The following is a 14,705-nucleotide window of genomic DNA, read 5'->3' on the forward strand; positions in this document are numbered from 1 at the left end:
GCTCAACGAGATCCTTTGCAGATGGAATTACGTGTACAATTACGTGAGACCACACCAGAGCCTGGGTTATCTCACCCCCATGGAGTTCCTGAAGGCGTGGATGGAGGAGAGCAAGGATAGGGATGGAGTGTTCACCATGTAGTGAACCAGCACAGCCACTTTACAGCATGTAAACTCTCTGTTAATATCGAGGTGCTTCGGGCTGCACCGGCACGTCACGATCCCTATCGCGGCTGCGCTCCACGGCGGTTCCGCGGTGGAGGACGGAAAAGGGAACACGCAAGGAACGGGGCGCACACCGGCCGGTGGCTTTACGGGTTTTCACGCGCCGCATGCCCGTGTTCCTCCCGCGACGGCGGGGTGGAGGGAACACCGCGCGGCGCAGCTCCGGCCGCGGGCCGCGGCGGGGAGTTCCCGGGTGCGGGCGTGTGTTTCTGGAAGCGGGTAGGAAGACCGATAAGGAGGGGGTTTGCATGAACGAGTTGGTGGAGGTGGCCAAGTACGTATGCGGGCTGAGCTACGATCAGCTCCCCCGCGAGGTGGTGGAGGCGGCCAAGCTGCCCATCATCGACTGCCTGGGGGTGACCGTCGCCGGGCTGGAGGACGACTGCTCGCGCATCGCGGCGGACTGGGTGGCTTCCATGGCCTGCAAGGAGGAGGCGACGCTTTTCTACGAGTTCCGCAAGAGCGCGGCGGCATGGGCCGCCCTTGCCAACGGCACCGCGGCGCATGCCCTGGATTACGACGACGTGAGCTTCCGCATGATGGGGCATCCCTCCGTCGCGCTGGTGCCGGCCATCGTGGCGCTGGGAGAGGTCCTCGCGTCGTCGGGGAAGGACTGCCTCACGGCCTACGTGGCGGGCCTGGAGGTGGCGGCGAAGGTGGGGTCCACCCTGGGCGGCAATGCCTACATGCTGGGGTGGCACCAGACCAGCACCCTGGGGGCCCTGGGAGCGGCCGCATCCTGCGGCAAGCTCCTCGGGCTGGACGAGGAGCAGATGGCATACGCGCTGGGCATCGCCTGCTCGCTATCCAACGGCCTGCGCGCCAACTTCGGCACCATGACCAAGCCCCTGCACGCGGGGGTGGCGGCGATGAACGGCGTCATGGCGGCCCAGCTGGCCTCGCGCGGCTTCACCTCCAACCCGGACGTCCTCTTCGGGGAGAACGGGTTCGCCCGCGCCTTCTCCTGCGACACGGAGCGGGCGGAGGAGCTGGCGAGGACCCTGGGAGAGCCCTACGAACTGCTCGACCCCGGCCTCTCCTACAAGCCGTACCCCTGCTGCCGCGGTCCCCAGGGGGCCATAGACGCGGCCCTGCTGGCGAGGGAGGAATGGAAAAAATTGGGAGAGGTGGACGCGGCCCAGATCGAGAAGCTTGAGTGCAGGGTCCCCGCCTGGCTGCGGGGGGTACTCATGTACCACGAGCCCAAGACGGGCACGGAGGGCAAGTTCAGCCTGGAGTTCTGTGTTTCCGCGGCCCTGCTGGAGGGCAAGGTCGGCATAGGACAGTTCCGCGACGAGGTGGTCACCGCCCCGCACATAGTCGAGGCCATAAGCCGCTTCGAGTGGAACGACCTCGAGGGGGACATCACCAGCCCCTTCGCCTCCGAGGTGGTGGTGCACCTGAAATCCGGTGAAAGGGTGGAGGGGAAGACCGAGAAGCCCCTGGGAGAGCCGGGGAACCCCATGAGCGACGAGCAGATATTCGACAAGTACCGCGAGTGCGTGGGGAACGTCATCGGGTTCCAGGTGGCGGAGGATACCCTCGGCATGTTGCGGCGGATGGAAGACCTGGACGACGTCAACAGCCTCATGCAGGCCTACCGGGCCTGACCGCGACGGGACGCGACGAAGCCCGGACCACGCGCGTGATCCGGGCTCTCTCTTTCCTCCGTGCCCGGGCCGCGGCTTTGCCGTCCCGGCGGAGCGCTGCGGCCCTCCCGGCGGAGCGCGGCGGGGGGCGTAAAGCTGTCGCCGGACCGCGCCGCAACGGCCCCCTGCCCGCGACCCTACCGTTTCAGGCGGGCGCCTGCGACTCCCCCAGGCGCGAGCGGATGAACTCCGCGACCTGCGAGATGTAGGTGCCGGACACGAAGACCTCCGCCACCCCCATCTCCTTGAGCTTGGGGATGTCCTCCTCGGGGATTATGCCGCCCACCAGCACCATCTTATCGCCGACGCCCTTCTCCTCGAGCAGGGACATGAGGCGGCGGACGATGCTCAGGTGGGCACCGGAGAGGATGGAGAGCCCGATGACGTCCACGTCCTCGTCCACGGCGGCGTTGGCGATCTCCTCCGGGGTACGGCGCAGCCCCGTGTAGATGACCTCGAACCCCTCGTCCTTGAGGCCGTAGGCGATGACCTTCGCCCCCTGGTCGTGGCCGTCCAGGCCGGGCTTGGCCACCAGGACCCGGATGACTTTCTTGCCCGTCGTCGTGCTCATGGCTACCTCCTCGGCTCGCTTCGCCTCTGTTTCGCGTTCTCCACGTTAGCCTTCCTTATGCCTTCCTTATTTTACCTTCTCCGCTTCCGGTGGTCCCCGTTTCCCGCGATTTCCCGCCTATTCCCATATGGGCCGGCACTCCAGGAGCCGCACCCGCATGCCCGTCTCGCGGCCGATGTCCAGGTACGGACGCCCCGTGAGGTCACGTCCCCAGCGGCTGAGCTGGAAGGGGCTGGAGGGGATGACGACCAGGTCGGGACGCCGCCCCTCCGCCGCCGCGTACTCGCGCAGGTGGTCTATGAAGTCCTGCACCACGAGGAGGTCCCCCAGGATGATGTTCCCCCCGAAGTAGCGGTTCTCCGGGACGTCCAGGCGGAAGTCGACGTCTCCGGGTACGGCGGAAGGATGTTCCGCCAGGAGCTGCTCGAAGGTGGGACGCACCAGGCGCGAGGTGAGGAAGAGCACCGAGCGCGCCCCGCTGGCGGCGATCATGCCCCGCAGGTCCTCCAGGTACGAGCTCCTCAGGCCCGTGCCCATGAAGACCGCCCCGAGGTGGCTCGAGGTGCACGGCTCGTAGGGGTAGCGGTGATCCCCCGCGTGAAGACGCAGGCTCGCGCTCCCCCCGTTCCTCCTCACGGTCACGGAGATCAAGTCCTGCCCGCTTTGCTGGAAGAGGGTGAGCAGGTCGCGCGCCTGCGGCCGGTTCCTCACCCTGATGCCGTTCATCTCCAGGATGACGTCTCCCGCGCGCAGCCCGCCCCGGGCGGCGGGGGAGCCGGGCACCACGCCGGTAACCTCCGCGAGGTTCTTGCGGGAGCGGGTGAGGTTCTCCTCGTACATGGAGGGGCTCACCACGATGGGGCAGGGGAGCTCGCGCCTCAGCTCCTGCACGCGGTGCACGGTCTCCTCCCATACCAGTTCGCTGTCGAAGAGGGGGCGGGGCGAGAAGAAGCGCGAGTACCCGGGGAGGTTCACCTGCACCAGGCGGGCGTGGTTGTCCGCCGCGTAGCGGCACGTCTCTCCCAGGTCCCGGAGCATCTCCTCCAGGGAGGGCTGCGGCCAGGCCACGACGGTCACCGCGTAGGGTATGCCCGCCGCCGCGAGCAGGGGGAGGGAGCGGATGGCCGTCTCCGGGCGCGGGTCCCGCATCAGGTACGAGCGCCGCGCCGGGGAGGAGCTGTTGAGCGAGAGGTCCAGGGAGAGAGGGGCGAGCTCGGCCAGCGCCGAGACGACCTCGGTCGTGAGGTTGTCGCCGCTGGTGGAGAAGCGCAGGGGGCGGTCGCTCTTCTCCCGCAGGGCGCGCAGCAGCGGGAGGGCGTGCGGATGGGCGAGGACGTCGCGCGGTCCCCCGAAGCGGGGGAAGAGCCCCCGTCGCGCCCGCGGGTTGTAGTGGCGCAGCTGCTCTTCCAGGTATTTCCATTCAATGTCCGCTTCCCGCGCCGGTTGCGTGAGGGAGGGGAGGGAGCCCTTGTTGTAGCAGAATATGCAGTCGCAACGGCAGCGGGTGGCGGCGTGGTTGAGGATGTCGGCGGGGTCATCCACGGGTGCGTCCGCCCAGTCGGAGGGCCGGCGCAGCCGGAAGGCGTCCACCTCCACCGGCCTGCCCCCGCATTCCAGCTGCACCAGGGAGAGCAGGCTCTCGAGCTGGCGGGCCAGGAAGGCTATGCGCGGCTCGTAGAGGGAGACGTTGTCCATGTTCTCCAGGGCGGCGCCGCGGGCCGCGGGGAGGGGAGGAGCGGGTGTGCCGCGGCGCCGTCCGTCCTGCAGGCCGTGGCGCCCGCGCTCCGGTCCCAGGAGGCGGAAGCCGTCCACCTCCACCACCCGTTCCCCCTCCAGCGGAAGAGCGATGTCCAGGATGTTGCGCAACTGCTCGCGCACCGTCTCCACGAACGGCTCGCGGCGCTCTGCGCGGGCGTCGCCGGGGGGACGCAGCGGGTAGCGGAAAAGGCTCTCCTCCTCCATGGCGGCGTGACCCCCGTTCAGAAGGGGGAGGGCGCCTGATACTCGCCGAACACCTCGCGCAGCACGTTGCAGACCTCGCCCTCGGTGACGTATGCCTTGGCGCACTCGATGAGGTGGGGGATGAGGTTCTCCTCCTCCCTGGCCGCCAGGTCCTTGAGCTCCTTCAGGAGGCGGGCCACCTCCTTGTTGTCGCGGCTCTTCTTGAGCTCGGCCAGGCGCGCCTTCTGTTTCTCCTCCGCCTGCTCGCGCTTCTCCGGGTCGTAGGGGTTGGGCACCAGGCGGTTGGTGGTCACCTCCAGCTCGCCCTCCCCGGTGAAGCAGTTGACCCCCACCACCAGGCGCTGTCCCGTCTCAACGGCCCGCTGCCGCTCGTAGGCGCTGCGGGAGACCTCCCGCTGCATGTAGCCGTTCTCGATGGCAGCAACGGCACCGCCCATCTTCTCTATCTTTTCCAGTTCCTCCCAGGCAGCGTTCTCGATCTCGTCGGTGAGGGCCTCCATGCAGTAGGAACCGGCGAACGGGTCCGTGTACTCGAGCAGCTTGGCCTCGCAGGTGATGATCCTTCCGGCGTCGGTGGCCAGCTGCATGGCCTCCATGCTCCACCCCAGGCCCAGCGGCTCGTCGTAGGGCGGGAAGGGCAGTGGCCGTCCGCCGGACATGACGCTGGCCACGGCGCCCAGCACCGCGCGGGTGAGGTTGTTCAGCGGTCGCTGCAGGGTGGTGGAGGAGGGCCCTATGTGGGCCCCCAGGACCTGGCGTATGCGCATGCTGCGCTCGTCTTTTGCCCCGAACCTCTCCTTGAGGATGCGGGCGTACATGCGGCGCGCCGCCCGCTGGAAGGCGATCTCCTTGAGGATCTCCATGCTGCCGCCGAAGGCGTTGAAGGTGAAGCGGGGCGCGAACTCGTCCACGTGCAGTCCGGCGTCTACCCCCACCTGCAGGTACTCCATGGCGATGGCCATGGAGAAGGCGAGGTCCTGCTCGCGGGTGGCGCCGGCCTCACGGATGTGGTAGCCGCCGATGCTGGTGATGTTCACGTTGGGCATGTGCCGGCATATGAAGAGCAGGCTGTCGCGGAACATGCGCAGCGCCGGCTTGGGCGGGAAGATATAGGTGCCCCTCGCCACGTACTCCTTGAGGATGTCGTTCTGGGGCGTGGCGCGCAGCTTCTCGAGGGGTATCCCCCTTTTCTCGGCCAGCGCCGCGTACATGGCGATGATGAAGTTGGCCGGCGCGTTGATGGTGAAGTTGGAGGCGATGCGGTCCAGGTTGAGGTCGCCCTGGTAGGGTTCGTAGATGATCTCGAAGTCGGCCAGGGTGTCCACACATACCCCCACCTTGCCCACCTCGCCCTCGACCAGGGGGTCGTCCGAGTCGTAGCCGCACTGCGTGGGGAGGTCGAAGGCGAGGTTGGGCCCTCCCCGGCCGCCCCGCTCGAGCATGCCCTTGTAGTAGTCGCGGGTGTCCTCGGGGGTCCCGTAACCGGAATAGATGGCGGCGCGCGTCGGACCCGCGCCCGGGATCTGCCCCGTGCCTTCCCCGCTGCCGGCCATGTGGGCGAAGCGGGCAAGCCCCGCCAGGGGCTCTATGGCGAAGGTCCCGGCGGTGAAGGGGTAGGTTCCGGGGAAGCCCACCTTTTCCAGGAAATCGAAGTCCTCGATATCGAGGGGAGAGTAGAAACGGCTGCTCTCCGGCGTGCAGTAGGGAAATTTCTTGATGGTCTTGGCCAGGGGCCCTTCCTCCCAGGCCTTCTTCGCTTCCCGTATCTTCTCCAGGTCCTCTTTCATCTTCTCCCCCTTCCTCCCGGTTCATGAGCCTTGCTATGGTCTGCCGTGCGGCGCTTGGCTTCAAGAGGGGATCACGGCGAGTGGCTAAGACCCCGGACCCCGCCGCGGCCGCCGGCTTTGGACGGGATGCGCCTGCTTTCCGAAGCCTCGGGAAGAGTGCCGCAAGGGGCGACCTTCCCCTCAGCAGGAACCCTCGTTCTTCCGTGACCCGCCGCACGCCCGCCCCGGGCGATCGATACGCTTACCGACAACGCGGCCTCAGGTGCCGTGGAGCGAGCTGTAAGCATCCGTGAAGCCATCATCGACCATCCACGAAGCCATTATTGTTCCGTCGTGCGGGAGTCCGCAAGTCCTCATCGCTACTTATCAAATGCCGTTGAGTAACCGGATACTTTACCTTTCGCCCGGGTCTTCCTTCGCGCATCTGGCTTTTCATGCGCCTGTCGCCGCTTCCCGCCCGCCGTAATTCCGCCGCGGGATCGGGCGGCCGCGAAAGGGCCGGGAACGCCACACATGTATACTCTAAGTAAAGTTAACGCATGGGAGGTGTTCCTGGCAAGTGCATCCTGCCGGCGCGGCCGAACGGCGGGGCGCCGTCAGTATACCCAGCCGGGGAAGGTGCAGACGTTGGCGGGCTCCCTGCCGCGGTACATCTCGATGCCCCTCCAGGGCTCCCCCAGTATGCCGTCGTGGATGGCCCAGGCGCGGCCGCGCACCGTCTTCTCCATGCCCGGCCGGCGGAAGGGGGTACTCCCGTCCAACCTCTCGTACAGCTCTCCTCCCGGCTGGAAGCCGGCATGGATCTCCTCCATCCTGCGCCGTCCACGGATGTAGTTGAACCCGTAGCTCTCGAAGATGATGGCGTTGTTGTAGGCCAGGGGCTCGGCTATGACCATGTCCTGCCCCATGGCCGCCACGAAATCGCGCGCCAGGGGCACGAAGTCCCTGAAGACGCGCAGGCCCCTCCGCACCTGCCCGGGCGCCAGCCCCGCCTCCATGGCCCGGATCTCCTCGGGGATGTTGCGGCGCACGGTGGCGAACTTGGTGCGCCGCCCCGCCTCGTCCACGTCGGTGTTGAAGCGGGGGCTGCGGGGGTCGTTGACGATGAGGAAGTTGATGTCGATCTTGAAGAAGGCGGTGTCCTCGATCTCCAGGAAGAAGACGCAGTCCTGGTCGCCGGGATGCTCCCGCACCTCGATGATGGCGAAGGTGCCCCGCCGCGGGGCCTTCACCTCCACCACCCTCTCGCCCTCGCGGTTGGTGAAGGTCGCGCGGTCGATGCCCAGGAGGTCGTAGATCCGGGCGGGGACGAGGAGGGAATAGAGCCTCAGCTTGGTATCATCTTCCAGTTGGTTGAGGTCGTGGATGCTGTGGTGGTCGGCGTCGCCCACCAGGCGCCGGAATTCGCCCGCGAGGTCGAAGGAAGCGGCCTCCGCCAAGAGGCGTCACCCCCCCTTCGCCGCGCCGTCAGCCCGGGCGGCGCGCCGTTCCGCCTCTCGTGGTCCCGCCCCTCCCGCGCCGAGCTTCTCGTCGATGAAGCCGGCGCAGCGCATGGCCATGGCCATGATGGTCAGCTGCGGGTTCACCCCCGGGGAAGAGGGGAGAACGCTGCCGTCGCAGACGTAGAGGTTCTCCACGTCCCAGGTCTCGCAGGTGTGCCTCACCACCGACCATTCGGGGTCGCCCCCCATGCGGCAGGTGCCCAGTGGGTGGTACGCGCTCATGCCGTAGAAGTCGGTGACCCGCACCCGGGACCTCTCCAGGTTCCGCAGGTCGCGCGGGCCCGTGAGCTCGTAATGGCCGGCGATGGCGGTGAAGACCCTGCGGGCTCCCGCGGCGAACCATATCTCGGCCATGAGGACCACGGCCGCCTTCGCCTTCTCCACGTCCTGGCCGCGCAGCAGGTAGAAGATGTTGGGCCGGTACCCGGGACGTCCCGTGTCCTTCACCACGCCGCCGGAGACGCTCTCCGAGACCATGCCCCCGAAGATGCCCATGTTGGGATATTTTACCATGAGACCCGCGCTGCGACGCCCGGCGAAAGGGAGGGAGAGCACGTGTATCTCCGGCGGGACGGTGCCCCCTTCCAGCATGATGCCCTCCCCCTGGAACTCGTCCACGTAGCATGCCTGCGGGATGCCCCGCGGCGGCCCCAGGACCTCGTCGAAGAGGGCCACGGCCTGGGTGCAGGGATGGACGGCCAGGTTCTTCCCCACCTGGCCGCTGGAGTTGGCCAGCCCCTGCCGCAGCAGCAGGTAAGGGGTGCAGATGGCGCCCGCGGCGAGCACCACCACCCGCGCCTCCACTTCCAGCCTTCTCCCGTTGGGTTTCCCGGTGGCCTCATCGAGGAACTGGCAGGAAATGCCTACCGCCTTTCCGTCCCTCACCAGGATGCGCTCGGCGCGGCAGCCGGTGTAGACGTCCGCGCCGAAGGAGACGGCGTCGGGGATGAAGGTGACGTCCACGCTCTGCTTGGACCCGGAGGGGCAGCCGAAGACGCAGGAACCGAAGCCCTCGCACTCCTTGGCGTTGCGCGGCAGCCAGCCGCACGAGAGGCCAAGCTTCTCCGCGCCGGAGAGGAAGGTGGTGGCCACCTTTCCCGCCACCTCGGGGTCTGCGCGCTTCACGAAGAGGTATTCCTCCAGGTGCCCGTAGATGAGGTTGAGCTCCTCCTGCGTGATGTCGTCAAGGCCGTGGGTCATGCGCCATTTCTTGAGCACCGGGGGGTGCATGCGCAGGGCGGTCCCCGAGTTGACGGTGGTGGTGCCGCCCACCGTCTTCCCCAGGGGGAGGAGGATGAAGGGGAGGCCCATGGTCACCGTCTGGCCCGCGTCGCGGTACATGCGCATGTAAGCCTCGGCCGGCTTGAGGTTGAAGTCCTCGCGGGTAAAATGGGCGCCCTCCTCCACCACCAGCACCGCGTGTCCCGCCGAGGCGAGCTCGCGGGCCAGGGGGCCGCCGCCCGCGCCGGAGCCGACGATGGCCACGTCCACCGCGCGGCGCAGGTCCTGGCGGACATCGCGGGAGGGGATGATCATCCTTCCGCCTCCTCGCTCGCGCCCTCGCGCGGGGGCAGGGAGCGGTCGCGGCTCACCACCCGCAGCGAGGCTTCCTCCTTGAGGGCCCGGGGATCGAAGCCCAGCGGCACGGACACCTCGGGACGGCGGTAATACGAGGTGAGCACGGGAAGCGCGAGGATCGTGGCCGCGCCCCGCGGCAGGGGGTTGCGGGAGGAGAGGAGGCGGTTGAGGAGCTCCTCCCTGCGCGCGGGGTCCAGGCGGGTGAAGGTCCTGCCCTTCAGGAGCAGCGAGAGGAAGTTCAGGAAGGCGTAGGAGGCGCGGAAGGCGCCCGGCAGTTCCGGCGCCCCCGCGCGCAGGTATTCCTCGATGAAGGGCACCTGCTCGGCCGCCTCGGGAGGGGGCAGTCCTGCGGGGCGGCCCGTGAAGGCCTCGAGCAGCGCCCCCCACTGCTCGCGCGTCAGCGTTTTCACGGCGACACCGCCTTTTTCTTGTGGCCACACCCGCCTTTCCCGCCTTTCCAGCCCTTTTCGGCCCGTGATGCCGTGGGTGCGACGTGTAGAAAATGGTTAGTACGCGAACGCTTGCTCATATCATCCTCCCTGCATGCGTGCTCACCATCACGCCCGCGGGCATGAAACGCGGAGCGCTCCCAAGGCGGCGCGGCCCGACGACACGGCAGCGGGTCGTCCCCGCCGCATCGGTGCGCCCGCCGCTCCCTCCCGTCACGTCGATATTATCATAATCACGGCCGGGGAGCGGACTCACGGCAGGGGAGCGGCCGACCGCGGTGTCCTTGCGGGTGGCGCCGTGCCGTGACGCCTTGTGGTTTGCGAGGCGGGGGAGCGCCGCAGGGGGAAAGGGGCCGGGTTTGAAAATATAATGGGTTGGGAAGGGTTGCACGTGTCGAGTCGTCGGGATGGCCCGGGCGCGACGTTCGGGCATGCCGGTGGGCACGCCGCCGGAGGGGGGAGGGGGAAGAACAGGAAACAAAGGGGGAGGGGAAGGAGAGGGAAGGCAAGTGGGGACGCAAGGATCTGCCGATGATGCGCGGAGGTGATTCCCGGAGGCGGAGGAGGTGCTTCCATGGCTGACGAGAGGAGAGAGAGCGGGGCTTTTACGAGGACCGACCACTATTTCAAGAGCAGGGGCAAGCGCTGCGCCGCATGGCTGTACCTGCCGCAGGGAGAGAAGAGGCCGCCTGTGGTGGTCATGGCCCACGGCTTCGGGGCGCAGCGTGACTTCGGACTCCCGGCTTACGCGGAAAGGTTCGCGGAGCGGGGGATGGCCGTCTTCCTCTTCGATTACCGCAACTTCGGGGCCAGCGAGGGCGAGCCGCGCAACCTGGTCAACCCCTGGCGCCACCTGCGTGACTGGAGGAGCGCGCTTGCCTGCGTGCGCTCCCTGAAGCAGGTGGACGGGAGTCGCGTGGCGCTGTGGGGTTCCTCGTACAGCGGGGGGCACGTGCTGGTGACGGCGGCGCGCGACGAGGGTGTGGCCGCCGTGTGCGCCCAGGTGCCCTTCGTGGACGGCGTTTCCTCCGCCCTTTACACGGGATTAAAACACGCCTTGCAGGCGACGGTGGCGTCCACGAGGGACATCCTGCGGGCCTTGACCCTCCGCGAGCCTTACCGGGTGCCCATCGTCTCCGACCCCGAGGTCTTCGGCATCATGAACACGCCGGAGAGCAAGCCCGGCTACCTCGCCCTGGTCCCCGAGGGGAGCGGCTGGAAGAACGAGTGCCCGGCGCGCGCCGTGCTCGAGCTTCTCCTGTACAGGCCCACCAGTAGGGCGCGGAAGGTGCAGTGCCCGGCCCTGGTGATCATGGGCGACAAGGACTCCCTCATCAGGCCGGCGGCGGTGGAGAGGGCCGCTTCCCGCATGCGCGAGGTTACCCTGGTCCATCTCCCGGTGGGGCATTTCGATGTCTACCACGGGGAGTGGTTCGAGAAGGTCGTCTCCATGCAGTCGGATTTCCTCTTGCGACACCTCCGCCCGTAGGGCCGTCCACCGTCCACTCCCCGCCCGTGGAGCGGCGCATGGCGGAGGCGCCTTCCCGAAACGCGACATCGAAGAAGCGGCACGGGATCGACCGTGATACGGGGTACCCGGTGATGGATGGCAGGAAAAGTGGATGGAAGTGGATGCAAAGGGGTGCCACGGGGCGGAAAACGGGCATTGTACGGGTCGAGAGTGGATAGGGATGGATAGAAGTGGAAGCTTTTGGTTGCGGTTGACCGGCCCGGCGGCAGCGACTAAGATATACACGGAATGACATGTCATTCAGTGGAGGGCCGGATGGACACAGCCTTGGTGAAGAAGCGCAGGGAAGAGATCATCGACGCTGCGCTTCAGGTCTTCGGGGAGAAGGGCTACCATGCCGCGAAGATAGAGGATATCGCCGCCGTTCTCGGCATCGGTCACGGCACCTTCTACCGCTATTTCAAGAACAAGCTGGACATCTTCAACCACGTCATGGAGTGGATACTTACCAACATTGCGGAACTGGTTGCGGGCGTCGATCCCTGGAAGCCGGAGACCCTGGGCGAATACCGCGAGCAGCTGGAGGAGATCGGCGACAGGATGTTCGACCTCTTCAAGAAAAACCCGCGGATAACGCCCATACTTTTTTACGAGGCACACGGCATAGACGACGCGGCGGTCCAGGAAAGGATCCGGGAGGCCTTCGACCTTATAGGTAGGTACACGGCCATGTACTTTGAGAACGGCGTGGCCAAGGGATACCTGCGCAAGGACCTCCACATAAGGGAGACGGCGCTGGCGGTCAACGCCGCCCTCTTCGAGGCCTGCCGCAGGGTGGTATCCTCGGACGACCCTGACCGCGACGTGGCGGTGTGGAAGGAGACCATCATCAACCTGATGCTGGACGGTATCGTCGCGCGTTGAGCGACGACGCGGTCCGCGTTGCGCGGCGGGGGGGCGGAATGCCGCGGCGGGGCCGCGTGTGTTGGGGCGACGAAGGGGTGATGGCAGGGCGCGAGCAAGGCTTCTCGAAGCACCGTTGCGGTCGACGAAGCAGGGAAAGGCACGGGGTGTAGCGGGAGGAGGTGAGAAAAGCCGGATCGTGATGAGGGCTTTCAGGGCCGGCCGCCGCCAGGCGCAAAGACGCGAGGCGCAGGGTTTGTGAGTCCTCCGCGGCGGCAGGGGATGACGTCGCGGAAGTCCGGGCAGGTCGGCCGTTGCGGATGAATGATAGGCTCGTCGTGGAAGGAGGTAGGAGATGGTACAGGTCGATGTCTTCTGGAGTTACGGCATCGGCTCCAGCTTCGCCCTGGCCGCCTTCCGCCAGCTGCGCAGGCTGAAGGCGGAGAACGAGGTGCGTAGGTGGAAGCTGGGCTGGAAGAAGCAGCCGCAGCTGGAGGCCGGCACGGAGGGCGCGGTGCCGGAGGCCGGGTCCGGGGGCCTGCAGGAGGCCCACGAGATGGCCTTCCAGGAACTGGTAAGCCAGCTCAAGGCCAACGGCTTCAAGCCGGGGGAGATGAAGGTCCAGGACCTGGGGAAGGCCCTCAAGGTGGTGAAGAAGTGGGCGGAGAAATACAGCGACGCCTTCAACAACGAGTACTTCCTCAAGAACCTGCTCTTCCTCTCCCTGCTTTTTGTGCCCTCGGGATCGGTGCTCCTGTGGTCCAACCCCAACTGGGAGACCATGCAGGTGGGCAGTTACGAGACCATCCCCCAGTGGCTGGTGGGCATCTTCACCACCACCAACGTGACCCAGGGTATCCTCGGCTTCCTGGTGACCTACAACCTGCTCATGAAAGGTAAATATTACCAGGCAGCCATGCAGACCGTCCTTGCCTACCTGGGATTCTTCTTCATCCTGGCCAACGGCTGGGACAACAAGGGTTACCAGCGCTTCTTCTCCAGGAACCGCGAGGCCTTCGAGGACTGGAAGTGGAGCAACATCTTCGGCTGGGCGGTCTCCGACGTGGCGGCCATACTCCTTGTCTACGGCGCCGCCTTCCTGCCCCTCATGTACTACTGGATCACCAAGTGGTTCATCGAGGGCGAGGAGCTGGAGAAGGGCAACGAGGGCGAGGTCGATATCTTCGAGGACCTGCCCAGGACGATAAGGAAGTTCATCGAGATCAACGTGGGCATCTTCGGGGGGACCCTGCTTCCCGCGGTGATAGCCACCTTCCTCATCCATCACCTGGGTTGGGCCAAGGGGCTTTCCCTCACCGCGGGGATGACCGGGCTCCTCATCAGCAAGTGGGGGCTGGCAAACGTGCTCCTCAAGAGGATAATGGGCATCGAGTCGCTGGAGGACGTCCCCGTGGAGGAGCTCGCGAGGCGGGCGCTGGAGGCGGAAAAGGAACTCGCACCCGCCACGGCCTGATAACCTCGCCCGCATGGCCGGCTCCGCTCGAGCACGGCGGGGCCGGCCCTTTTCGCGCTATCCCGGGGTCGTTTCTCGGGGTCGCTTCTCAGGCGTTGCCCCCGGCGGCGGCTTGTGGACGGTTCCCGTGTGTTGGAAAATGCGGACAGGACGTTCGGGCACGAGAAGAGACTTGAACCCTGTGCCTGGCTCCTGTGCCTGTAGGGACGGAGAGGATAAAGCGGGGAGGTGTGGGCCATGGCGGTGGAAGTGGAAAAGAACGGCAGGGTCTTCACGGTGATCATCAACCGCCCGGAGGTCAAGAACGCCATCGATTACCGGACTTCCCGGGAGCTGGCGGACGCCTTCCGCTCCTTCGAGGCGGACGAGAGCGCTTACGTGGCGGTGCTCTGGGGCGCGGGGGGGACCTTCTGCGCCGGCGCGGACCTCAAGGCCCTGGCCGCGAATCCACTCCAGGAAGCGTTGCGCCTGAACGAGGACATGGCGGAAGACGGACCCCTGGGGCCCACGCGCATGCTCCTCTCCAAGCCTGTGATCGCCGCCATCTCCGGTTACGCGGTGGCGGGCGGGCTGGAGCTGGCCATATGGTGCGACATCAGGGTAGCGGAGGAGGACGCGGTGCTGGGCATCTTCGAGCGCCGCTTCGGGGTGCCGCTCATCGACGGGGGAACGCAGCGCCTGCCCCGCCTCATCGGCATGAGCCGCGCCCTGGACCTCATCCTGACGGGCCGGCCGGTGGGGGCGGAGGAGGCTCTGGCCATGGGGCTGGTGAACCGCGTGGTGCCCAGGGGGAAGGCGAGGGAGGAGGCGGAGAGGCTGGCCGCGGAGCTCGCCGCGTTCCCGCAGGTCTGCATGCGCAACGACCGCCTGGCCGTCTACCGGGGCATCGGCCTGGAGTTCCCCGCCGGCCTGGAGATGGAGTACCGCCTGGGCATGCAGACGCTGCAAAGCGGGGAGGCTGTGGAGGGAGCGACCCGCTTCTCCGGGGGCGAGGGCAAGCACGGCGAGTTCAAGTAGAATGCAAGAAACCCCCGGCTTCCTCCCATGCGCCCTGCTCCGTTGCCTCGGCCTCCGGGTGCCTGAAGACGGATGGCGGGGGCGAAAGGGAACGCCTCCGGGCCTTCTTCCGGGTCC

At 66.9% G+C, this 14,705-nt stretch carries 12 protein-coding genes; 6 read left to right on the forward strand and 6 right to left on the reverse strand.

All coding sequences use genetic code 11. The features are described 5' to 3' along the window. Together H5T73_10845 and H5T73_10850 are read left to right on the forward strand one after the other, a co-directional pair. A partial coding sequence (locus H5T73_10845; protein MBC7248257.1) for a transposase occupies window positions 1-142 on the forward strand: 142 nt, incomplete at its 5' end. A gap of 331 nt (window positions 143-473) precedes the next feature. Further along, entirely contained in the window at window positions 474-1,835 is a 1,362-nt protein-coding gene (locus H5T73_10850; GenBank protein ID MBC7248258.1) for an MmgE/PrpD family protein, read from the forward strand. Window positions 1,836-2,019: 184 nt separating this feature from the next. Here the strand turns inward: H5T73_10850 and H5T73_10855 are convergent, their stop codons facing one another. The 6 genes from H5T73_10855 to H5T73_10880 form a co-directional block, all read right to left on the reverse strand. After that, window positions 2,020-2,445 (reverse strand): cobalamin B12-binding domain-containing protein, encoded by a 426-nt coding sequence (locus H5T73_10855; GenBank protein ID MBC7248259.1) that lies wholly within the window; start codon window positions 2,443-2,445, stop codon window positions 2,020-2,022. Between the two features lie 117 nt (window positions 2,446-2,562). Beyond that, complete coding sequence (locus H5T73_10860) at window positions 2,563-4,407, reverse strand: radical SAM protein (GenBank protein MBC7248260.1); 1,845 nt, start codon at window positions 4,405-4,407, stop codon at window positions 2,563-2,565. A 17-nt stretch (window positions 4,408-4,424) separates the two neighbouring features. Continuing rightward, entirely contained in the window at window positions 4,425-6,194 is a 1,770-nt protein-coding gene (locus tag H5T73_10865) for a methylmalonyl-CoA mutase (GenBank protein ID MBC7248261.1), read from the reverse strand. Window positions 6,195-6,790: 596 nt separating this feature from the next. Then, entirely contained in the window at window positions 6,791-7,588 is a 798-nt protein-coding gene (locus H5T73_10870) for a hypothetical protein (GenBank protein MBC7248262.1), read from the reverse strand. 51 nt (window positions 7,589-7,639) lie between these two features. After that, entirely contained in the window at window positions 7,640-9,232 is a 1,593-nt protein-coding gene (locus H5T73_10875; GenBank protein MBC7248263.1) for a GMC family oxidoreductase, read from the reverse strand. Further along, window positions 9,229-9,684 carry a hypothetical protein gene (locus H5T73_10880; protein ID MBC7248264.1) on the reverse strand — a complete coding sequence of 152 codons (456 nt, stop codon included), beginning with the start codon at window positions 9,682-9,684 and terminating at the stop codon, window positions 9,229-9,231. Before H5T73_10880 ends, H5T73_10875 begins: the two co-directional genes overlap by 4 nt. 613 nt (window positions 9,685-10,297) lie before the next feature. On the opposite strand from H5T73_10880, the gene H5T73_10885 reads away from it, so the two are divergent. The 4 genes from H5T73_10885 to H5T73_10900 all read left to right on the forward strand — a co-directional run bounded on the left by H5T73_10885 (window position 10,298) and on the right by H5T73_10900 (window position 14,588). Continuing rightward, window positions 10,298-11,212, forward strand: a complete 915-nt coding sequence (locus H5T73_10885) for an alpha/beta fold hydrolase (protein ID MBC7248265.1) — start codon at window positions 10,298-10,300, stop codon at window positions 11,210-11,212. Between the two features lie 297 nt (window positions 11,213-11,509). Beyond that, window positions 11,510-12,118: a TetR/AcrR family transcriptional regulator gene (locus H5T73_10890; GenBank protein ID MBC7248266.1), complete on the forward strand. Its 609-nt coding sequence runs from the start codon at window positions 11,510-11,512 to the stop codon at window positions 12,116-12,118. A 334-nt stretch (window positions 12,119-12,452) separates the two neighbouring features. Continuing rightward, a complete protein-coding gene (locus H5T73_10895) occupies window positions 12,453-13,571 on the forward strand; it encodes a hypothetical protein (protein ID MBC7248267.1) in 1,119 nt (372 codons plus the stop codon). Between the two features lie 237 nt (window positions 13,572-13,808). Beyond that, window positions 13,809-14,588 carry a crotonase/enoyl-CoA hydratase family protein gene (locus H5T73_10900; protein ID MBC7248268.1) on the forward strand — a complete coding sequence of 260 codons (780 nt, stop codon included), beginning with the start codon at window positions 13,809-13,811 and terminating at the stop codon, window positions 14,586-14,588. Window positions 14,589-14,705 lie beyond the last annotated feature (117 nt).

This window comes from Actinomycetota bacterium (assembly GCA_014360655.1).
Taxonomy (GTDB): Bacteria; Actinomycetota; Geothermincolia; order Geothermincolales; family RBG-13-55-18; genus JACIXC01.

Coding starts and splice junctions, on each gene's coding strand:
- H5T73_10900 (MBC7248268.1), top strand. CDS start 13,809: ATGGCGGTGGAAGTGGAAAAGAACGGCAGGGTCTTCACGGTGATCATC.
- H5T73_10885 (MBC7248265.1), top strand. CDS start 10,298: ATGGCTGACGAGAGGAGAGAGAGCGGGGCTTTTACGAGGACCGACCAC.
- H5T73_10850 (MBC7248258.1), top strand. CDS start 474: ATGAACGAGTTGGTGGAGGTGGCCAAGTACGTATGCGGGCTGAGCTAC.
- H5T73_10855 (MBC7248259.1), bottom strand. CDS start 2,445: ATGAGCACGACGACGGGCAAGAAAGTCATCCGGGTCCTGGTGGCCAAG.
- H5T73_10890 (MBC7248266.1), top strand. CDS start 11,510: ATGGACACAGCCTTGGTGAAGAAGCGCAGGGAAGAGATCATCGACGCT.
- H5T73_10875 (MBC7248263.1), bottom strand. CDS start 9,232: ATGATCATCCCCTCCCGCGATGTCCGCCAGGACCTGCGCCGCGCGGTG.
- H5T73_10895 (MBC7248267.1), top strand. CDS start 12,453: ATGGTACAGGTCGATGTCTTCTGGAGTTACGGCATCGGCTCCAGCTTC.
- H5T73_10865 (MBC7248261.1), bottom strand. CDS start 6,194: ATGAAAGAGGACCTGGAGAAGATACGGGAAGCGAAGAAGGCCTGGGAG.
- H5T73_10860 (MBC7248260.1), bottom strand. CDS start 4,407: ATGGAGGAGGAGAGCCTTTTCCGCTACCCGCTGCGTCCCCCCGGCGAC.